General features: G+C 59.5%; 23 protein-coding genes. 18 read left to right on the forward strand and 5 right to left on the reverse strand.

The annotated features are described in order from the left end of the window. Nucleotides 1-34: 34 nt before the first annotated feature. The 3 genes from P6U30_RS12710 (at nucleotide 35) to P6U30_RS12720 (ending at nucleotide 3,443) form a co-directional block, all read left to right on the forward strand. Complete coding sequence (locus P6U30_RS12710; RefSeq protein ID WP_407169352.1) at nucleotides 35-1,054, forward strand: GlxA family transcriptional regulator; 1,020 nt, start codon at nucleotides 35-37, stop codon at nucleotides 1,052-1,054. Nucleotides 1,055-1,218: 164 nt separating this feature from the next. Beyond that, nucleotides 1,219-2,352, forward strand: coding sequence for an alpha-hydroxy acid oxidase (locus P6U30_RS12715; RefSeq protein ID WP_407169353.1), 1,134 nt, complete (start codon nucleotides 1,219-1,221; stop codon nucleotides 2,350-2,352). 737 nt (nucleotides 2,353-3,089) lie between these two features. Next, nucleotides 3,090-3,443 (forward strand): phasin, encoded by a 354-nt coding sequence (locus tag P6U30_RS12720; protein ID WP_407169354.1) that lies wholly within the window; start codon nucleotides 3,090-3,092, stop codon nucleotides 3,441-3,443. Nucleotides 3,444-3,462: 19 nt separating this feature from the next. Here the strand turns inward: P6U30_RS12720 and P6U30_RS12725 are convergent, their stop codons facing one another. Continuing rightward, nucleotides 3,463-3,723, reverse strand: coding sequence for a hypothetical protein (locus P6U30_RS12725; RefSeq protein WP_407151372.1), 261 nt, complete (start codon nucleotides 3,721-3,723; stop codon nucleotides 3,463-3,465). A gap of 131 nt (nucleotides 3,724-3,854) precedes the next feature. Here P6U30_RS12725 and P6U30_RS12730 point away from each other — a divergent pair, with 131 nt between their 5' ends. Continuing rightward, nucleotides 3,855-4,142, forward strand: a complete 288-nt coding sequence (locus tag P6U30_RS12730) for a hypothetical protein (protein ID WP_407169355.1) — start codon at nucleotides 3,855-3,857, stop codon at nucleotides 4,140-4,142. 152 nt (nucleotides 4,143-4,294) lie between these two features. On the opposite strand, the gene P6U30_RS12735 is transcribed toward P6U30_RS12730, so the two are convergent. Continuing rightward, the gene (locus tag P6U30_RS12735) at nucleotides 4,295-4,480 is read right to left on the reverse strand and encodes a hypothetical protein (protein WP_407169356.1); all 186 of its coding nucleotides are present in this window, start codon (nucleotides 4,478-4,480) and stop codon (nucleotides 4,295-4,297) included. A gap of 639 nt (nucleotides 4,481-5,119) precedes the next feature. Between P6U30_RS12735 and P6U30_RS12740 the strand changes: the two genes are divergently transcribed. The 6 genes from P6U30_RS12740 (at nucleotide 5,120) to P6U30_RS12765 (ending at nucleotide 8,643) form a co-directional block, all read left to right on the forward strand. Continuing rightward, complete coding sequence (locus P6U30_RS12740; RefSeq protein ID WP_407169357.1) at nucleotides 5,120-5,323, forward strand: hypothetical protein; 204 nt, start codon at nucleotides 5,120-5,122, stop codon at nucleotides 5,321-5,323. Between the two features lie 3 nt (nucleotides 5,324-5,326). Continuing rightward, nucleotides 5,327-5,710: a hypothetical protein gene (locus P6U30_RS12745; RefSeq protein ID WP_407169358.1), complete on the forward strand. Its 384-nt coding sequence runs from the start codon at nucleotides 5,327-5,329 to the stop codon at nucleotides 5,708-5,710. A 5-nt stretch (nucleotides 5,711-5,715) separates the two neighbouring features. Next, the gene (locus P6U30_RS12750) at nucleotides 5,716-5,943 is read left to right on the forward strand and encodes a hypothetical protein (RefSeq protein ID WP_407169359.1); all 228 of its coding nucleotides are present in this window, start codon (nucleotides 5,716-5,718) and stop codon (nucleotides 5,941-5,943) included. 229 nt (nucleotides 5,944-6,172) lie between these two features. After that, entirely contained in the window at nucleotides 6,173-7,399 is a 1,227-nt protein-coding gene (locus tag P6U30_RS12755) for an acyl-CoA dehydrogenase family protein (RefSeq protein WP_407169360.1), read from the forward strand. Nucleotides 7,400-7,408: 9 nt separating this feature from the next. Then, nucleotides 7,409-7,963, forward strand: coding sequence for a flavin reductase family protein (locus P6U30_RS12760; protein WP_407169361.1), 555 nt, complete (start codon nucleotides 7,409-7,411; stop codon nucleotides 7,961-7,963). Next, complete coding sequence (locus P6U30_RS12765; RefSeq protein ID WP_407169362.1) at nucleotides 7,960-8,643, forward strand: TetR/AcrR family transcriptional regulator; 684 nt, start codon at nucleotides 7,960-7,962, stop codon at nucleotides 8,641-8,643. Before P6U30_RS12760 ends, P6U30_RS12765 begins: the two co-directional genes overlap by 4 nt. A 6-nt stretch (nucleotides 8,644-8,649) precedes the next feature. Here P6U30_RS12765 and P6U30_RS12770 read toward each other — a convergent pair whose 3' ends face one another. Further along, nucleotides 8,650-9,522, reverse strand: a complete 873-nt coding sequence (locus P6U30_RS12770) for a polysaccharide deacetylase family protein (protein ID WP_407169363.1) — start codon at nucleotides 9,520-9,522, stop codon at nucleotides 8,650-8,652. A 15-nt stretch (nucleotides 9,523-9,537) separates the two neighbouring features. Continuing rightward, complete coding sequence (locus P6U30_RS12775; protein WP_407169364.1) at nucleotides 9,538-10,635, reverse strand: LLM class flavin-dependent oxidoreductase; 1,098 nt, start codon at nucleotides 10,633-10,635, stop codon at nucleotides 9,538-9,540. Nucleotides 10,636-10,809: 174 nt separating this feature from the next. Here P6U30_RS12775 and P6U30_RS12780 point away from each other — a divergent pair, with 174 nt between their 5' ends. From P6U30_RS12780 to P6U30_RS12815, 8 genes are read left to right on the forward strand one after another with little or no spacing between them, the layout of a single operon-like run. Next, on the forward strand, nucleotides 10,810-11,691 hold the full coding sequence (locus P6U30_RS12780) for an FAD binding domain-containing protein (RefSeq protein WP_407169365.1): 882 nt from the start codon (nucleotides 10,810-10,812) through the stop codon (nucleotides 11,689-11,691). Further along, nucleotides 11,688-12,173: a (2Fe-2S)-binding protein gene (locus P6U30_RS12785; protein ID WP_407169366.1), complete on the forward strand. Its 486-nt coding sequence runs from the start codon at nucleotides 11,688-11,690 to the stop codon at nucleotides 12,171-12,173. The genes P6U30_RS12780 and P6U30_RS12785 overlap by 4 nt, the downstream gene beginning before the upstream one ends. Further along, nucleotides 12,170-14,560, forward strand: coding sequence for a xanthine dehydrogenase family protein molybdopterin-binding subunit (locus P6U30_RS12790; RefSeq protein WP_407169367.1), 2,391 nt, complete (start codon nucleotides 12,170-12,172; stop codon nucleotides 14,558-14,560). Before P6U30_RS12785 ends, P6U30_RS12790 begins: the two co-directional genes overlap by 4 nt. 59 nt (nucleotides 14,561-14,619) lie before the next feature. After that, nucleotides 14,620-15,873 (forward strand): ABC transporter substrate-binding protein, encoded by a 1,254-nt coding sequence (locus P6U30_RS12795; RefSeq protein WP_407169368.1) that lies wholly within the window; start codon nucleotides 14,620-14,622, stop codon nucleotides 15,871-15,873. Between the two features lie 52 nt (nucleotides 15,874-15,925). After that, nucleotides 15,926-16,810, forward strand: coding sequence for a branched-chain amino acid ABC transporter permease (locus P6U30_RS12800; protein WP_407169369.1), 885 nt, complete (start codon nucleotides 15,926-15,928; stop codon nucleotides 16,808-16,810). Nucleotides 16,811-16,817: 7 nt separating this feature from the next. After that, nucleotides 16,818-17,804: a branched-chain amino acid ABC transporter permease gene (locus tag P6U30_RS12805; protein ID WP_407169370.1), complete on the forward strand. Its 987-nt coding sequence runs from the start codon at nucleotides 16,818-16,820 to the stop codon at nucleotides 17,802-17,804. Next, nucleotides 17,801-18,571: an ABC transporter ATP-binding protein gene (locus P6U30_RS12810; protein WP_407169371.1), complete on the forward strand. Its 771-nt coding sequence runs from the start codon at nucleotides 17,801-17,803 to the stop codon at nucleotides 18,569-18,571. Before P6U30_RS12805 ends, P6U30_RS12810 begins: the two co-directional genes overlap by 4 nt. A 4-nt stretch (nucleotides 18,572-18,575) precedes the next feature. Beyond that, entirely contained in the window at nucleotides 18,576-19,280 is a 705-nt protein-coding gene (locus P6U30_RS12815; RefSeq protein ID WP_407169372.1) for an ABC transporter ATP-binding protein, read from the forward strand. 107 nt (nucleotides 19,281-19,387) lie between these two features. Here the strand turns inward: P6U30_RS12815 and P6U30_RS12820 are convergent, their stop codons facing one another. Continuing rightward, on the reverse strand, nucleotides 19,388-19,675 hold the full coding sequence (locus P6U30_RS12820) for a hypothetical protein (RefSeq protein ID WP_407169373.1): 288 nt from the start codon (nucleotides 19,673-19,675) through the stop codon (nucleotides 19,388-19,390). Nucleotides 19,676-19,810 lie beyond the last annotated feature (135 nt).

Genomic DNA, 19,810 nt, shown 5'->3' on the forward strand with positions numbered 1-19,810 from the left:
ATACAGGGACGCCTCAAATGGCTTAAAGGACAATATGCCCTCGAAAACTGCCAAACCGTCCCGGCCCGAACCCGCCGAGACGACACTTTCGCGACGGATCGCGATCGTCGCTTTTCCGGGTGTGACCTTGCTCGACATCTCGGGACCCGCGCAGGTGTTCGCGGAATTGGAGGCGATCGAACTGCCCGGGCCGGGCTATTCGCTGTCATATCTTTCGGCATCCGGTGGACTGGTGCCGACAGACGTTGGCATGATGATCGACACCGCGCCGGTCGACACACTCGGACCTGGCGAGGTCGATACGCTGGTGATCCCCGGTGGACCGGGCATTTGGCGGATCCGCAACGACGCCAAGCTAATGAACTGGATCGTGCAGGCGCTTCCGAAGGCGCGTCGCGTCGCATCCGTGTGTCTTGGAGCGTTCGCGTTGGCCTGGACCGGCATCCTGGACGGCAAGCGTGCTGCAACGCACTGGCGCTATTGTCCGCGGTTGCAGGACAGTTTTCCGAAAATCCGGGTCGAGCCAAATGCAATCTTCGTCAAGGATGGCCGGGTCTGGTCGTCGGCCGGTGTCAGCGCTGGCATCGACTTGGCGCTCGCCATGATCGAGGAGGATTTCGGCCACACCACCGCGCTGGACGTCGCACGCAGGCTGGTTGTTTTCCTGAAGCGGCCGGGTGGCCAGAGCCAGTTCTCGACTGTCCTTGCGGCGCAGGCATCGGATGTCGAGGGCCGCTTCAGCGCGCTGCATGCATGGATCATCGAGAACATCACCAGCGACCTTAGGGTTGAGACACTCGCTGAAAGGGCCGGGATGACGCCGCGTACCTTCGCCCGGACCTATGTCAGCCGGACCGGCATGACGCCTGCGAGCGGCGTCGAGGCGCTCCGCGTCGAGACAGCGCGCCTGCTGCTCGAGAGCCGCGAGATCGGCGGCGTGGTTGAAGTGGCCAAGCGCGCAGGATTCGGCGACGACGAGCGAATGCGTCGGGCCTTCCTGCGGCACCTCGGCGTATCTCCGACCGAGTATCGCAACCGCTTTTCGGGCGGCTAGCCTGGCTCAAGAGGCCGCGTTCGGGCGTGGGCCCATTGATGCCGAAGCGGATCCATCTCACAGGCGAATAGCTGACCTTCGCTGGCGGAATTCACCGTTCAAGGTGGTAGCTTTTCCGATTTGTCTACGGCTAATGTGCCGGCCAAATTGGGAGAAGAAACACAATGAATGACGGGACCTCCATTCGACCGGCGCGCAATGTCGAGCTCGGCGCCAGTGGCGAGGAATATCAGAATCTGCACGAATTCGTACGGAAGGCCCGTGCCAAACTGAATCAGAATGCCTGGGACTATATCGTCGGCGCCTCGGAAACCGAGACCACGATGCGCCGCAACAGAATGGCGTTGGATGAGATCGCGTTCAGGCCGCGCGTGTTGCGCAGCGTCGTCAACGTTGATCCCTCTACCGAAGTATTCGGGCGCAAGCTGCGGCTCCCGGTCATGATTGCCCCGGTCGGCGCGCTTGAGATATTCGATCCCGATGCTGGCTCGGCCGTCGCCCGTGGTGCAGGGACGTTCGGTGCGGCGCATATGCTGAGCTCGGTGTCAGAACCGGGGCTGGAGAATACCGCCAAGGCTGCACCGGATGCGCTGCGTATCTATCAGCTCTATGTGCGCGGCGACGATGCCTTCGTCGAGGACGTCGTCAGCCGCACTATAGCCAACGGCTATGCCGCGTTCTGTCTCACTGTCGATACCGCGCACTACAGTCGGCGCGAGCGTGACATTGCCAAGCGTTACGTGCGTGAAAGCCGTATTCGCGCGACCGGCGGCGACTTCCAGAAAGGTCTGGAATGGCGGACGGTGAAGTTGATCAAGGATAAGTTCAAGATTCCGCTCATCCTCAAGGGGATTGCGACCGCAGAGGATGCCAAGATCGCGCTCGATCACGGGGTCGATTGGATCTACGTGTCGAACCATGGCGGGAGGCAGCTCGACCACGGCCGCGGCTCGATGCATGTGCTGCCCGAGATCGTCCAGGCGGTCGCGGGCCGTGCGAAGATCATGGTCGACGGCTCGTTCTACCGGGGCACCGATATCGTGAAGGCGATTATCGCGGGAGCCGATCTCGTCGGCATTGGCCGTCTACAGTGCTGGGCTCTCGCCGCCGCGGGCGAGGCCGGCATTGTGCGGATGCTTGAACTGCTGGAGGACGAGGTGGTCCGCTGCCTCGGGCTGCTCGGCGTCACCAGCTTTGCGCAACTGGATAAGTCCTATCTGCATCCGGCCATGCCGACCAATCTGCCGAGTGTGTTCAGCGCCTTCCCGCTTCTGGATATCGAACCCTACCGCTATTGAGCCGTCGGCTAAGGGTGACCCGGCGAGCGCAGTCGAGGCTCTCGAACCTCGACCGCGCGCCCGGTCGGATCATTCTGTGATGTTCATGAAGACGCCGCGGCAAAGACAAAGTCTGATCGAAATGCCGCACTAGTCGGGGCGAATGGCAGATAGTCCATTTGCTGAGTTTTCACTTGAGAGAGCTATCGGCTTGCGCTGGACCTTGCGGGACATACAGGCCGGCCGGCTCGGGCTGTCGCCGGTGAGTGAGGAGGATCTGCGTGTCCTCACTGAACTTGGTCTGGTCGAATTGCACGACGATAGGCCGGCGTTGACGCCAGCGGGAATCGAGATACTGAACGGTTAGACCGGAGCTGCGACAATCCGCCGGGGCGATACGGAACTTTCCGCCGAATTGCAGCGCAGACGCGGACAGATCAATGAAACAAGGACCGCGTCACGCGGCGGCGCCGATTGTGCGCCGCATTCCATGCACGGCATCTCAACGCTGATCTTGCTGGTGGTCGGGTATTGGGCGGAACAGGCCAGGCGTCCATGGAAGCCGCAAACGCTATTTCTGTTGAGGCTTGGCCCGCCGCGGTGACCTCCTTGGAACCATGGCGGTCGATGCTTCGGAGTTCCGGAATAAGGAATTCCTCCTTGTCAGGCCAAAATGGCCCGTTGGCGGCAGGTGATCCAGCGCTGGCGGGATCACAATTTATGCTAACGTCTGCGGACGCTGATTTCAGGGGGCGATCATGATCGAGCCAAAGCTTGAAGTTCCTGCCGAGCTTCGCGACCTTGCGGAGAAGACTATCGACCAGGCCGAGAGGGCCTTCGGCCTGTTCTTTGACGCGGCTAGCAAATCCATGGCGGCGATGCCGGGTACCGGAACGGAAATCTCCAAACAAGCGCTGTCGTTCACCGAGCAGAACATGAAAGCGGCATTTGAGCACGCGCGAAAGCTAGTGCACGCGACCGACCTCCAGGAGGCAATGCGGATCCAGTCGGAATTCTTGCGCAGTCAGTTCACCAATGCCGGCGAACATATGCGGCAGATCACGGGCAACGTGATGTCTGCCACCAAGGACGCAACAAAAGGCAAGCCTTAGAACGAAGCTTCTTGCGCGCTCAGCGCCGGCGCGCGATTGCGACGCCGAGGAGGAAAGCGACGAACAGACTGGCAAGCGGCGCTTCGCGCGTGACTGCGGTCACGGTGGCGAGGGCTCCGCCAGAGCGGCGCGAGTCCGCAATAACGCCGCTGAGCCGATCGATGGCGGCCCGAAGTCCATCTGAGACCTCGCCGATCGTGCGCGAAACATCGGTTGCCGTATCGATCGCGCGCTCGGCGAGATTGGGCTGCAGCGGGGATTCCGGTGTTTCGAAATTCATGCGATGTGAAATGCCGCAGCCTCGGATTGGTTCCGCAGATTGGTTCGCTTTCAATGTGGGGAACCGGAAACTTCCGGGCATGTCATGGTTTGTTGCAGAGGGGATAATCGCTGCGCAGACCAACGGATATCATGACGGATGTTCGCACGATCAAAGAGAGGAAACGGCACGGCGGCGCGCCACTCGTGGTCGCAGCGGTGGTCGCCATTCTCGGCGTGTTGGGCATGCTGATCGTTGACCACGGTCCATGGAGCGAGCCGAAAGTGCAGCCGGCCGCGACGGCCAACCACACGACGACCGGTGAGGCGGCACGTTCAGCCGGCGCAAAGGTGACGCCGACCGAACCCAGGGCGCCGATCGAACCCGTACCGCCTGGCCCGGAGCCGGTCCAACCAGCGAACCCAAACCCACCGCAATAGAGTTCGCTACACAGTTGACCGGTGCAAACTGGGGGAGCCCTCGAAGGGCGTCGCGTGAGACGTCACCCAGAACGCACGGTGAGCCTCAAAGACAGGATTGACGCGGTCGGGCAAATCACACCGGCACGAGGTCATCATTCGGATTGGGACCGTTAGCGTACGCTGACGAGCATACCCCACGCCGCGGCAAGGCCGGCTCCCACCAGAACCAGAAACGGACTATCACAGAACACGCCGCCGTATTGGCACATGGTGGTGCCGAGCGAGCCGATCTGATGGTGATCCGCGGCATAGAACAGGCCCGACAGCACCGCGAGCACTACAGCGACGAAATACATCGACACCTCCTTACAATGCGAGATCGGCAGGGACCAACCGGCCAACGCCAGCGCGTACGGTCTCGATGGTGAGCCGAACAATGTGTCGCCCGTCGGCTTGACACGTCGGGCAACTCACCGGCACAATCCCATCATCGCGACAAGCATAGGGCGCTCGGCGCAAGGCCCAGGTTGCGATTTCCTCATTCTTACGAATTTTCGACGGAGGCGGTTTCTTGCCGAAGAAGCCGACGCGTCGCATTTTACCAATTTCGTTCAACTCGAAAAAAGAGTTTGACACGTCGGGCAGCCCGGCTGTGCAGGCTTGCTAATGACGATGATGCAGGTTGATCCGACCATCACGTTCACGGGGGCGAAGATCACGCCGGCACCAAAACCGCCTCCTGTGCCAAAGCAAAAGCCCTCAATCACCTCTCCCGCCAAAGGCTCCTTAGGAGCCTTTTTTGTTGGTCTCTTTAAATCCGCCCTCGGAAGGAAATAGTCATGATTTGGTTTCTCCTCCTGGTGCTGCCTGGCGCTCCGTGTGCGTACTTCATCTTCCTGCGTCCCACTCTGCATGCGATCCCCGCGCTGAAGTCCTTCTAAGACGAGGCCGACACATTCTGGGGCAAGGTCTGGGCGCTGATGGGACGATCCGCGATGGTCGTTTGGGGACTTTTTCTCGCCGGCATTGGCACTCTCTTCCAATGGCTCGAGCCGATCGCATCTGCCTTGGGTGATCCAGATTTCAAAGCTCAGATTATGGAAGCCCTGAAGGGCAATCCTCAGTACCTCGCCTATGCGATGATGGGGATCTCGGCGATTACGATCATTGCGCGGCTGCGATCGGTTGGCCGGAGGTGATCGATGTGGATGGCTATCCTGTCCTTCCTCGGTGGCCCAGTCATCAAGGGGCTGATTGACGCATACCAGGCCAAGCTGAAGGCCGGAAACGTCGAAAGTAAGATCGCGGCTGATCTTGCCGCCAGCGAGATCGCTGCACAGACGGCTGAGACGCAAGCTGGCACTCAACTCAAGACCGCTGAGATCGGTCACCCGCGGGAGCCGGAGAAACTGGCGTTCTACGTTACCCTCGTCTTCTACGCGAAGTGCGTCATCTGGGACAAGGTTCTCGGGCTTGGCACGACGCCGTCGCTCGCTGGAGATGTGAGCGCATGGGCCGGCATGATCATGGCCTTCTATTTCGGAAAACGAACTTTTGAGAGCGTTGCGCGAATTCTCCGACGGTGACCGTGATGCACGAAGCGGACGTTAAAGCGATTGTGATGGAAGCGTTAATGGAGCAAGAGCGCGTTCGTCGAAGCGACATCGATGCCGTTGTAGTCAAGACCATTGCAACGATTCTGACCTCGTTCGGTATCGAGGAGGGTGACCGCAAGGAATTGCGCGCCGATTTCCAACACTTGCGGCGTTGGCGCAAGAGCGTCGAGCAGGCCCAAAACCATTCGTTATGCTTCCAATAGCAGGCCCCAGCGATCGGAATCCAAGCGGCCACCTGGAACATCAGCCTGATCGTGCGATTGACGACCGTGATAGGCCGCCTCGTGGCCTTAGTTGGCGGCTATCCGCGAAACCGCGCTACGCGATCGTTATGAAGCGGAGAGGCGTCTTGATCTCCGGTAATCGCCCGATAAACTGTCTCACAGGTTTGGCCTCATCCCGAACGCCGGGGATCGAACGAGGGAAACTTTAATGGCTGAGGTTGATCGCGGGCGTGACGCGACTGTGCCGAAGGGGACTAGTTCGGATCGTTACTCGGTCATGGTCGAACGAGCCAAAGCGCTTGTTCCCGCATTACGCGAGCGGGCTCAGCGGACCGAAGAGCTGAGGCGACTGCCGCCGGAGACGATGCGGAATCTTCACGATAGCGAGCTCTTTCGCATCCTGCAGCCGAGCCGCGTCGGCGGAAGCGAACTCGATTATGTCGCTCTGGTCGATTGCGCCGATGCCTTGGGGCAGGGCGACGCGTCGGTTGCGTGGAACTTTGCCAATCTCGCAAGCCATCACTGGATGCTGGGGATGTTCGCGCCGGAGGCGCAGAGCGCGGTATGGGGAAAGGATCCCGATGCACTGATCGCGTCGTCGTTCGTGTTTCCAGCCGGTCGCGCCAGGAAAGTCGACGGTGGATACGTATTGGACGGTCATTGGCCATTCTCGTCGGGAGTGGAGGCGTGCGAATGGAATATGCTTGCCAGCGTTGTTGAGTCCGACGACGAGGCGGACGGGATCGAGTACCGGCTCTTCCTGTTGAACAGGCAAGATTACCAGATCGACGACACGTGGAATGCGACGGGCTTGCGTGGAACCGGATCCAACGACGTCCGAGTGACGGATGCGCTTATCCCAGAGCACTTGACCGTGGCAGTGAGGGACTTGGCAGGCGGATCGACGCCGGGCAGTGCGGTCAATCCGAATGCGCTCTACGCGCTCCCGGTATTTTCGTTGTTTCCATACGTGCTGTCGGGAGTCGGATTGGGGAACGCTCAGGCGTGCCTGGATGATTATGTTGAGATCGCGCGACATCGTGCTTCGACGTACAACCGGGCCAAGATCGGAGACTTGCAGAGTACACAGATCAAGATCGCAGAGGCGTCGGCAAAAATCGATGCAGCGCGCCTGATCATGCGAACGAGCTGCATTCACGTTCTCGCAAGTGTCCGGCAGGGAGACATTCCGGATATCGCTGAAAAGACGAAACTGCGCCGTGACGGTGCTTTCTCGGTCAATCTCTGTACCGATGCCGTCTCCCTTCTGTTTACGGCGAGTGGCGCCCGCAGCTTGTTCACGTCGGGAGCCTTGCAGCGCCAGTTTCGCGATGCTCACGCGGTTAATTCGCACCTCGCATTCAGCTTCGATACGGCAGGGACCAACTACGGGCGGGTTGCACTTGGGTTGCCGTCCGAGAATCTGACGCTGTGAGGGTGCAGGATGTCTGATCGACCCAAGCATCCGGCGGATCCATCCAATGAGCTCGCCAGCGACAATTCGGTGATCGACCCTCGCGATTTCCGTAACGCGCTCGGCACGTTCGCAACCGGTGTAACGATTGTGACCGCGATGTCGGCCGACGGAAGGCCATATGGGATCACGTGCAATTCGTTCGCGTCGGTGTCGCTCAATCCACCGCTGGTCCTGTGGAGCCTAGGTGTGTTTTCTCAAGGGCTCGCCGTTTTCCAGAACGCCAGCCATTTTACGGTCAATGTCCTGGGTGCATCGCAACAGGTGCTCGCTGTGCGATTTGCCAGATCGTCGGGTGACAAGTTCGCCGGCGTGAGCTGGACGCCAGGTCTTGGCAACGCGCCCATACTAGCCGAGGTCGTTGCCAATTTTCAGTGCCGCTCTGTTAATCGCTATTACGGTGGAGACCACGTGATTTTCCTCGGAGCAGTGGAAGCATATGCTTACGATCAGGGCGCGCCTCTCTTGTTCGCGCGTGGCGCTTTTGGTCGGTTCCTCGCTGACGTCGGCGACAAGAAATCATGAGGAAAGCTGAGCTCAAACCAAGACGCGTGAAGCAAAGGCGATTGTCAGCCGATGATCGTCGTAGTCAGTTTGTAGCCAAGGCTGCCGAGCTCTTTGCCGAAGAGGGATTTGCTGTTGGCACCCGCGCGCTGGCACGCAAGCTCGGGGTAACCCAGCCATTGCTTTACCGCTACTTTCCGAGCAAGGACGATCTGATCAAGGAGGTCTATCAGCAAGTCTATCTTGGTCCGCTCGAGACCGGCTGGGAAAAGTCGCTATCGGATCGTTCGCGTCCACTGCGACTGCGCCTGCAGGAGTTCTACCAAGCTTACACGGATACAATTTTCACCCGCAAATGGCTCCGGATTTATCTGTATTCAGGGTTGAAAGGCCTCGATATCAACCGCTGGTATGTTGGCATGGTCAAGGACAAGATCCTGACCCGCATCATACGAGAATGTCGACACGACGCTGGACTGACGGTGCAAGGCAGGCCCAGTGCTACCGAACTGGAGCTGGCTTGGGTATTTCACGGCGGCATCTTCTATTACGGTGTTCGAAAATACATCTACGAAGCGCCCGTGCTTGAAGACAAGGCACAGATGATCAGTGATGCGCTGGATATCTTTCTTGCAGGATTCGAAAGACTGGCGGAAAGCTCGACTGACCGCCGGCAGGGGCCGATCAAGGTCGCGGTTTAAGCCGTGCTATTTCGTCATCTCTGCGCGATACCAATCGCCAATCTCGCTCGCTGTCATCAACACGACGCCATCATGACTGATCACGTAGTCGAGCAATGCTTCGAGATATTTGATTCGATGCGGTACTCCCGTGATGTAGGGATGCACTGAGATGGCCATAATCCGCGCGTTCTCGGCGCCTTCAAGGTAGAGCCGATCAAACTGGTCGGTGCAGCGCGTCAAGAATTGTTCGGACGGAAGATGTTGCAGGGCGTGAATGACGATGTCGTTGGTTTCAACGGAATAAGGAATCGTGGTCACGGCACCGTGCGGCGTGGCGATCTCCTGCGGAAGATCGTCAATTACCCAGTCGGCGACATATTCGATCCCGTTGAGGCGCAAGAGATCGAGTGTTTCCTCGGTTTCGGTCAGACCCGGGCTTTCCCACGATCTGGGGGCCCTCCCGGTAAACGCAGCGATGGCGTCAACCGATCGCTTGATCGCATCTGCCTGATTCTCGAGCTTGTGCATCGGTCCCTGGACGAATCCATGTCCCATGAACTCGAACCCCGCTTCGAGCGCGGCTGACGCCACGCGCGGATAGGTCTTGCAGACATTGGCGTTCAGGGCCAGCGTTACCGGTATCTTTCGGTCTGTGAGCGCCTTGAACTGCCGCCAAAAGCCGGCGCGCATGCCGTATTCGTGCCACGACCAGTTCGGCACGTCGGGCAGCAAGGGCTGACCCATCGGCGGCGTGAGCACAGTGCGTGGCATCGCATTCTCGATCCGCCACTCTTCAACATTGAGGATGACCCATACCGCCAGCTTCTTGCCGGCTGGCAAGGAGAGTTTTGGTCTATCGACCTGAGCTTGATACGGAATGCGATCAGTAAAAGCCACGTCGGAACTCCTTGATCAACTCGACGATCCGGCAGTGCCGGCATTGATCCGCGGCAGGACCTTCTCGGCCATCAGGATCATCGATTGGCGACCGAGTTCGCGGTCCTTCCAGTCCTTGCCGGCATAAAGCAGGGTCCCGAAGGTGCCAACTTGGTCTTGGAATGCAAGGAGTTGATCGGCCACACTTTCGGGCGTGCCGTGAATGATGAGCCGATCGCAGATCGACTCCAGCGTAACCTCCGAGTCGGGCTGGTCCCGTCGCGTCTTGAACAACTCGAGGCGACCGCCGCGCTTTAGCTTCGTGAACAGCTGATGATAGTAGTACACATAAGGGCCGCTGGGATCGGTGGCGTAAGCTTTCGCTGTCGCAGTGTCCCTCGCAACGAACACGCTTTTGGCGACCCGCCAATTGGCGGCGTCCACTACTCGGTTCACCCGCTGGCAGCCTTCGACATATTTGGGCCAATGGCTCCTCACCCAGGCCGGCATCAGAAAGTTTGCCGAGATCGGATCCCAGCCGCGCGCTGCCGCCTCGGTGACCCCCTTTGAGAACGGAGCGACGGCGGTCACGACGATCGGAGGGTGAGGGGCCTGCAGAGGGCGCGCTATGAATCCCTGACCGATGTCCTCGATGAGGGTCCTCCTGACCGAAATACTCCAGTGCTTGCCATGCAGGTCATAGGGTGGCTTGCCAGTCCAGATATCGAGAACCTGATTGATCGCCTCGAGAAACATCGCATTTCGATCTGCATCGAGATTGCCGAACGCCTCTGCATCGGAGAGCAGACCGCCCGGGCTAATTCCGAGAATGAAGCGGCCATCGAGCATGTGGTCAAGCATCGCGACGGACGCGGCGACCGCCGCTGGGTGAATATTGGGCATGTTGATCGTGCCGGTTCCAAGCTTGATCTGCCGGGTGGCGGCCGCGATCCAGGCGATGAAGGCGATGCTCGAGGTGATGTTCTCGGCCTTGTCGGTAACGTGCTCGCCGACATAGGCTTCGCAAAACCCGAGCTCATCCGCGAGCAAGAAGGCTTCGCGATCCTCCCGGAGCGACTGCCGCCAATCCTTTTCGAGCGGATGAATCGGCATCGTAAAGAACCCGAGCTTCATGATCTGCTGCTCCTTGCGGGCCGGCCCTCGGTCGATCAGGAACCTGCGTCCTCGGCAAAACGAAGACAAGCCCCAGCCGGACAAATAATCGCCCGATAAACAAGCTTGACCTTTAAATGAGGCGGCTCTCTAATCCAGAAAAGCGAGAAGTAGGCCGGGGAGGCTACACCCAACATGAAAGCCGCGGCTTTCGCCTATGCCCGCGCGACCAGCGTGGTCAACGCGTTGGAGTTGTTGGCCGCGCATGGCGATAGGGCGAAGGTGTTGTCCGGTGGCCAAAGCCTGATGCCGGCGATGAACCTGCGGCTCGTATCTCCGGATATTCTGGTTGATATCGGCGGCCTTCACGAGTTGCACGGCATTACAGTGAAGGGAGACGTACTCGTCATCGGTGCGCTCACCCGACACGTTGATCTGCTCAGGTCTCCGGAAGTTGCAGCGCACGCGCCGTTGCTGCGGGATGCCGTGGCCCATGTCGCTCACCCGGCAATTCGCAATCGCGGAACGATTGGGGGAAGCCTCGCGCATGCCGATCCGGCGTCGGAACTGCCGGCCTGCACGCTTGCACTGGACGCGACCATTGTCGTTCGCGGCCCCGGGGGCGAGCGCCGGATCGCTGCAACCGATTTTTTCAGGGGCATTTACGAAACGGCGCTATCAGCCGAAGAATTGCTGGTCGCGGTCGAATTCCCGGTCGCGGCCCAAGGCTCGACGTTCTTCTTTCAGGAGTTTGCCCGGCGGCATGGAGACTACGCCATTGCGGGTCTCGCCGCTCGTGCCATCGTCAAAGACCGCGCCTTTGCAGATCTGAAGCTCGGATTCTTCGCAGTCGGTGATCGACCTCTGCTCGCTGCGGCCGCTCGCAGGCTGACCGATGTATCCATCACTACTGCCACGCTTGCCGAGGCGTTGGCGGCGCTGGCAGGTGAACTCAATCCCCAGGGGGATCAGCAGGCGTCGCCGGTCATGCGTCGACATCTGGCAGGGGTCTTGCTTCGACGTAGCGTAGCGACGCTGCTCGCGCGTCCCGAACTGGATGTGGGAGTAGCCAGGTGACTGAACTGGTCCCGGTTTCGCTCCTCGTCAATGGCGAACCAGTTGACGCCGTCGTGCCGGCACGACTCAACCTAGCCGATTTCCTCCGCGAGGATCTGAAACTGACCGGTACTCACGTCGGCTGCGAACATGGAGTGTGCGGCGCCTGCACGGTGCGCCTCGACAGCGAGATTGTTCGCTCGTGTTTGATGCTGGCTGTGCAAGCGCAGGGCGCATCTGTTGAGACAATCGAGGGGCTTTCCGATAGTGGAGAGATTGCCGATCTTCAGGCGGCGTTCCGCGAGCGCAATGCACTGCAGTGCGGCTATTGCACACCAGGGATGCTGATCACGGCGCAAGATTTGCTAAGGCAATCATCCACACCAGACCGCCAGGCGATCCGTGAGCATCTGTCCGGCAACTATTGTCGCTGTACGGGCTATCAGGCAATCGTCGACGCCGTGGAAGCGACAGCGAGGGCGCGCGGGGAGCGATCGACATGACCGCAACCCGCATGGAAGCTGACACGCTTTCGGTCCTTGATCGCCCCAACTCCTATATCGGCAAGACGGTGCCGCGGCCGAATCTCGACAGGCTGCTGCAAGGACGTGGTCAATATGTCAGCGATCTCGAACTGCCGCGTATGGGCCACGTAGCTTTTCTGCGGTCGCCATACGCCCACGCCAGGATCGTGGCGATCGATGCCAGCGCGGCGAATCGCATGCCGGGCGTGATTGCTATCGTTACAGGCCGCGAGTTGGCCTCTGTTATCACGCCCTGGGTCGGGGTGCTTTCGCATTTGAAGGGACTGAAGTCAGCGCCGCAGCACGCGATTGCGGTTGATCGGGTCTGCTGGCAAGGCGAAGCGGTCGCAGCGATCGTGGCGACCAGCCGTGCGGTCGCCGAGGATGCCATGGAGAAGGTGGCGGTCGATTACGCAGAGCTCGAGGCTGTCACCGATATGCGAACGGCGCTCGATCCATCGACATCGGTCATTCACCCATCGCTCGGCGACAATCTCGCATTTGAGCGGACACACAATGCGGGAGACGTCGATCGGGCGTTCTCCGAATCCGATGCGGTTGTCGAAGCTGAGTTCGTCTTTGGTCGTCACACCGGCGTGACTCTGGAGCCGCGGGCGGTCGTTGCTGATTGGAATACGGCTGAGGCGCGACTTACGATCTACCAAGGCACGCAGGCGCCCCACATGGTGCAGAACATCGCGGCGCTGCATCTGGGATTGAGGGACGCGCAAGTTCGCGTGGTCTGCAAGGATGTCGGCGGCTCCTTCGGCATCAAGGTCCACATCTACGCCGATGAAATGGCGACCTACGCGCTGTCCAAGCTTCTGCGGCGTCCTGTCAAGTTCGTTGCCGACCGCGTTGAAAGCTTCAATACCGACATTCACGCCCGGGATCACCGCTGCAAGGGTCGGGTCGGCGTCAGGCAGGACGGTACGATCACCGCGCTCGAGATCGACGACCTGACCGGGATCGGCCCCTATTCGATGTATCCACGGACCAGCGCGATCGAAGCCAATCAGGTGATCAACCTGGTTGGAGGACCGTATGTCACCCAGAACTATCGGGCACGGGCCCGTGTCGTCTTCCAGAACAAGAACGTCATGTGCCAGTATCGGGCAGTCGGACATCCGATCGCATGCTCCGTGACCGAAGGCCTAGTCGATCTTGCTGCTGCGAAGATCGGCATGGACCCGGTCGAAATCCGTCGCCGCAACCTGATCGCTGATAACGCTTATCCATGCGCGTCGCCGACGGGTATGAAGTTCGAGCGGTTGTCGCATCATGCATCGTTGGCGAAGTTGCTTCAGATGATGAGCTACGACGCTCTACGCACCGAGCAGGCGACCCTGCGGAGGCGTAACATTCATCGAGGAATCGGCATCGCAAGCTTCATCGAGGTGACCAACCCGAGCGCTGCCTTTTACGGTGTTGGTGGTGCAAAGATCTCCTCTCAGGACGGCGTTGCGCTTCGGTTGGACGCGCAAGGCTCAGTGATCTGCCAAACGAGCATCACGGAACAGGGACAAGGATCCGAATCGCTTACTGCCCAGATCGTAGGCAGTGTGCTCGGCATTTCAATGGAACGAATTCGTGTGATGCTCGGCGATACCGACAACACTCCATATGGTGGCGGCACGTGGGCCTCTCGCGGGGCTGGGATCGGCGGCGAGGCCGCTTTACAGGCAGCCAAGGTCTTGCGCAGGAATATTCTTGATGTCGCAGCGGCCATACTGCAATCGACTCCGGCCGAGCTCGATGTCGTCGGCGACCACATCGTGGATGCGAGCGGTGTTCGGCGGATCGAGCTGAACGAGCTCGCGAGGATCGTCTATTTTCGGCCAGATACGCTCCCGCCGGGGATCCAGCCGGAATTGATGGCGACCCGCCACTTTGTCCCGCGCCAATACCCGTTTGCATTTACCAATGGTGTCCAGGCCTCGTGGCTTGAGGTTGACACCGAGACTGGGTTCGTCAAGCTGCTCAAGCATTGGGTGGTCGAGGACTGCGGTACGATCATCAACCCGCAGCTGGTTGATGAGCAAATCCGAGGTGGAGTGGTACAAGGACTCGGGGCAGCACTGTTCGAGAAGTGCGTCTATGACGAGCGTGGCCAGCTCACTAATGCCAATATGGCTGACTACTTGGTCCCTATGTCCGGCGATATGCCCGATATCGAGGTCGGCCATGTGGTGTCGCCGACGCTGGAATCCGAGTTGGGAGCCAAAGGAGCGGGCGAGGCCGGCACCGCTGGCGCGGCAGCGGCCGTCGCCAATGCAGTAAATGATGCCCTCCGGCCCTTCGGCACTACAATTACCGAGATTCCGCTGACGCCCCAGGTTATTCTGACGGCGCTGGGACGAATCTGAAGCGGAGATGGAAGTAGGCGTAGATAAGCCAAATAAACAATTCTTGGGGAGGAATAGTCATGACGAAGAAAGTCACCAAGGCTGGTACGATTTCGCGCCGCCGGCTGCTGACGGCCGTGAGCGCTGGAGCCGTTCTCGCCACCTCGCCCTTTCGTATCAATCCGCTTCAGGCGCAGGAGGCACCGATCAAGATTGGCTTCCCTGTTCCTTTGACCGGACCCTATGGCGCCGAAGCGCAGGACCAAGTGCGAGCGGGACAGCTCGCTGTGGCCCAGTTCAATGACGCCGGCGGTCTCAATGGCCGCAAGGCGGAGCTCGTCGTCCGCGACGACAAGCTGAACCCCGGTGAGGCCGCGACGCGGACATTGGAGTTGGTCGAGAAGGAGAAAGTCAATTTCGTCGTGGGCAGTCTCTCCGCGGCCGTTCAGCTTGGGATCAATAACGTTACCAAGGAACGCGGCATCATCTTCAATTCGATCAGCCAGTCGGATGCCATCAACGAAGCTAGTGACTTCAGCAAGTACACGTTTCACGAAGCCCTGAACCCGCACATGACATCGGGGGCGGTTGGCCGCTACGCGTTCTCCAAATTTGGCAAGAAGGTTGCCTTCCTGACCGCGGACTATGCCTATGGTCACGAGATGGTTCGCGGCTTCCTCGAAGTTGGCAAGGAGTTCAACATCGAGAATCTCGGTGACGTTCGTCATCCTCTGGGAACGGCGGACTTTTCGACCCTGCTGCCACGTCTGCAGGCGCTAAAGCCCGATATTCTGTGCATCAGCAATTTCGGTCGGGATCAGCAGATCGTGCTTAAGCAGGCAACAGACTTTGGCGTCAAGAAGTCGATCCAGATCATTGCCCCGCTTCTCTCGCATGCCAGTCGCGTCGCTGCAGGCGCCCAGGCGTTTGAAGGCGTTATTGGCGGTTGTTCGTTCTACTGGGGCATCGAAGACAAATTTGCTTCGACCAAGGCATTCAATGACGCATTCCGCAAGATGTACGATGGCAAGCTGCCGACCGACTACGGTGCGCTTGGCTATGGGGGCGTTCGGACGGTTCTCGAGGCTGTCAAGAACGCAGGAACGGTTGAGACTGACAAGGTGATCGCGGCATTGGAGGCTCAGAAGTACGATTATTACAAGGGACCTCAGTACTACCGTAAGTGCGATCACCAGTCGGTGCAGTCGGTGCTCGTTATCAAATCGAAGTCAAAGGACATGAAGAACGAATCCGATGTGTTCGAGGTCCTTTCGACCGAAGAGCCCAGCGAGAAGAACCTGCGTACCTGCGAGGCGCTCGGCCACAAGAGCTGAGCTGGTGAGATGTGCACGCCGTCGCTGACGCGCGTCGCTTCTGAGGTGATGAATGGCAGGCCTGAGCTTTGATCTCATTGCGCTGCAATTGTTCGCCGGGCTGGCGCTCGGCGCGATTTACGTGCTGTTTGCGATCGGACTGTCGTTAATCTTCGGGATGCTCACCGTCGTCAACTTCGCCCATGGGGCGTTCTACATGGTGGGTGCCTATGTCGGACTCTATTTGATCTCGCTCGGTGGCAATTTCTGGCTCTGCCTGGTGGCCGTACCACTTCTGATCGGCCTGTTCGGCTTGGCGGTCGAGCGTGTGCTGATCCGGCCGCTCTACGGACGTGGAATCGACTACCCACTGCTGCTGACGTTCGGGCTCAGCTATGTGATGGTCGAATGTGTGCGGATTGCTTTTGGCAAGACCGGCTATCCCTTCGATACGCCCGAAGTTCTTCAGGGTGCCGTCGATATCGGCGTTGGGTACTTCCCGCTGTATCGCCTCTTCGTGATTGGCGCGACTGCCACCGTCTTGCTGGCACTCTGGCTATTTCTCGAGAAAACCAGCTTCGGGCTCATCATCCGTGCGGGGGCGCGTGATCCGCAGATCGTCCGTGTCCTTGGCGTCGACGTATCACGGGTATGGCTGATTGTCTTTGGGATCGGAACGGCGATTGCTGGCTTCGCAGGCTTGTTGGCAGCCCCGCTTCAAGGCGTCATCCCCGAGATGGGCGGTACCGTTCTGGCCGAGGCCTTTGTGGTGACGGTGGTGGGTGGCATGGGATCGATCGGCGGCGCGGTGCTGGCAGGTCTGCTGGTCGGTGTGGTTGTTAGCATGACCTCGCTGATTGCACCTGAAATGGCCAAGGTGTCGATCTTCGCCTTGATGGCGATCGTGCTGATCGTGCGGCCCCAAGGCTTCTTTGGTCGTGCCGGATTGCTGAGTTGAGCGAAGTATGACCGGAGCCACCGAATCCATAAAGCAATCTCGGGCCACGGCGGTCGGCTGGTACGAGTTCGCTACGCGGCATCGCGCTGGCATGGCAGCCGCAGCGATCCTGATTTTCCCGCTCGTGATGCCGTTCACGGCTTTGGCGGTGAATATTCTGATCTACGGGCTATACGCCCTCGGTTTCAACCTCGTGTTCGGATATTTGGGGCTCTTGTCGTTCGGACATGCCGCGCTGTTCGGGACCGGAGCATATCTTTGCGGCATTGCCATCGTGCACTTCGCTTGGCCCTGGTACGCGGCCATCGTCGCCGGCGTGTTTGGCGGCCTTCTGACCGCGCTATTGATTGGCGTGCTCGCAATCCGAACTCGCGGGATCTACTTCGCCATGGTGACAATGGCATTGTCACAATGTGTCTACTACCTGTTCTATCAGGCTGTTGATTGGACCGGCGGCGAGAACGGCCTGCGCGGGATCAACGTCCGCACGATCGATCTGTTCGGCTTGCGGATCGACTTCATCAACCCGATGGTCCGCTACTACGTGATTGCGGCCTTTGTGATCGGTGCTTTTTTCGTCATGTCACGTATTCTCGCATCGCCGTTTGGGGCTGTCATTGAAGCGGTACGCGAGAATGAGATGCGCGCGCGTGCGTCGGGCTATGATGTCACATTGACCCGATTGCTCACCTTCGTTCTGTCGGGCGGCTTCTGCGGCCTCGCGGGTGCGCTGCAGGCGCTTCATCTTTCGATCGTCCCCATCGAAATCTTGCACTACGAGACCTCTGGTCTCGTAGTGATGATTGCCTTGTTGGGTGGCATGGGAACATTCTTCGGGCCAATGATCGGCGCGGCCGTTTTCCTTGTCCTGGAGAACCTGGTCTCGGTGTGGACGGTTCACTGGCAACTGATCGTCGGGGCCATTTTCATTGCGTGCGTGCTGTTCTTCCCGGCAGGCATCTGGGGCACGCTAATTGCGCGGGGTCGGCGATGATTGCCGCTGCAACGCCGGCGAGAGAGGTCATTCTGCGCACCACGGGTGTCGGCAAGACGTTCGGGAAATTTGTCGCGTTGAACAATATCTCGGCCGAGTTCTCCAAGGGAGCGATCACGTCGATCATCGGCCCGAACGGCGCAGGGAAGAGCACTTATTTCAATCTGCTGTGCGGTGGGTTCCCACCCACCCGAGGCAGCATTGAGTTCGAGGGGAGGGATGTCACCGGTCTGCCGCAGCATCGCTTCGCCCATATGGGGATCGCAAAGTCGTTCCAGATCACCAGCGTGTTTCCGCAACTCTCGACGCGCGAAAATATCCGGGTTGGCCTGCAGGCTCTGGTGTCGAGATACGATATCTGGCGCCCGCGCACGCGGCTGAGCGAACTGGTCGAGCGAGCGGACGAGTTGCTCGCCCTGGTTGGGCTGTGGGAGTCCCGCGAGCGCGCAGCCAAGACGCTTGCACACGGCGAGCAGCGTGCGCTGGAGATCGGCATGGCGCTAGCCAGTCAGCCTCGCTTGCTGTTGCTGGATGAGCCGACGGCAGGGATGAGCCCGGAAGAAACCCGGACCATGATGGATTTGATCGTGAAGCTTGCAAGCGAGCGGACGGTGATCCTTGTCGAGCACAAGATGAAGCTGGTGCTCGGGATCAGCGATCGTATTCTGGTGCTGCATCATGGAGAGCTCCTCGCCGAGGGAACGCCGCAAGACGTTCGGCAGAACGAGGCAGTGAAGCGCGTTTATCTCGGCCACCGGGAACATTGACGGTATGTTGCGGATCAGCAAACTCAATGCCTGGTATGGAGCCAGTCATGCCCTCCAGGACATCAGTCTGAACGTTGCCAAAGGCGAAATCGTCTGCCTGATTGGCCGCAATGGAGCCGGCAAGACCACCACCTTAAAGTCGATTATCGGCCTGATGGATCGAACGCGTGGCTCGGTAATTTTCAAGGGGCGGGAGTTGCTGGGTCAGCCCGCACATATACGGTTCGCTTTGGGGCTCGCCTACGTTCCTGAAGAGCGGCGGATCGTGCAGGGACTGTCGGTACGGGAGAACTTGCGGCTTGGTCTGGTCGCGTCGCCCGAGAAGAAGCGGGAAGCCGAGTTGATCGACGAGATCGCGAGGGTGTTCCCACGGCTGGGCGAGCGCTTGGACCAGGAGGCAGTCACCATGTCCGGTGGTGAGCAGCAAATGCTGGCGATCGCGCGCGCGATGATCGCAAAGCCTGATCTGATCATGCTCGATGAGCCCTCCGAGGGCATCATGCCGGTGCTGGTCGATGAGATGTTTGCACTCTTCCGCAACATGAAAAGGCAGGGAACGACGGTCCTGCTGGTCGAACAGAATGTCGAACTTGCGCTTGATCTCGCCGATCGGGCCTATGTCCTGGATCATGGGGCTGTGGTGCACCACGCATCCGCACAGGAGCTGCTGGCCGATAACGAAATAAAGGAGCGGTATTGCTCAGTGTAGCGCGTAAGGTCTTGTTCAACCGAGGATGCAACTGTCCGGACTTCGGCCAATTCGGTGGGCCCATACCCCTTTCTTTTGACGACGGATTTGCCCTGAGACCTCCGGGGCTATGATTGAGCCGAGGTGGCAGGCCGCCGGATAGGGGGCTGATCGCTGCGCGACATCCTCTCGTGCATGTCGCGAAGATCGTGAACAGCTTGATTCAAGCTCAGCTCCGCATGCCGGATCGCGGCGACAAACTTTGCCGTCAGGTCGGAATCGAGCTTGGCACGGGTCAGTCCGTCGCGGCTCCGCTTCCGGTCTAGCGCACGTTGGATGGTTATGCCACGCGCCATCTCCGTGTCGCAATTCAGTAGGTCGGCGATCTCCTGATAGGTCATCCAAATCTGCGGCATTTCTCACGCTCCCTCTTTATGGGAAGACTGGCCGAAGTTGATAAATAGCCGGTTGCCTGCGTCGGACACTTGCCGGGACGGTGGTCAACGGCTCTGTTCTTGGTTAAGCGAATTGCCGGCCGGGATGGTGGTGGG

This window comes from Bradyrhizobium sp. ORS 111 (assembly GCF_045571485.1).
Classification (GTDB): Bacteria; Pseudomonadota; Alphaproteobacteria; order Rhizobiales; family Xanthobacteraceae; genus Bradyrhizobium.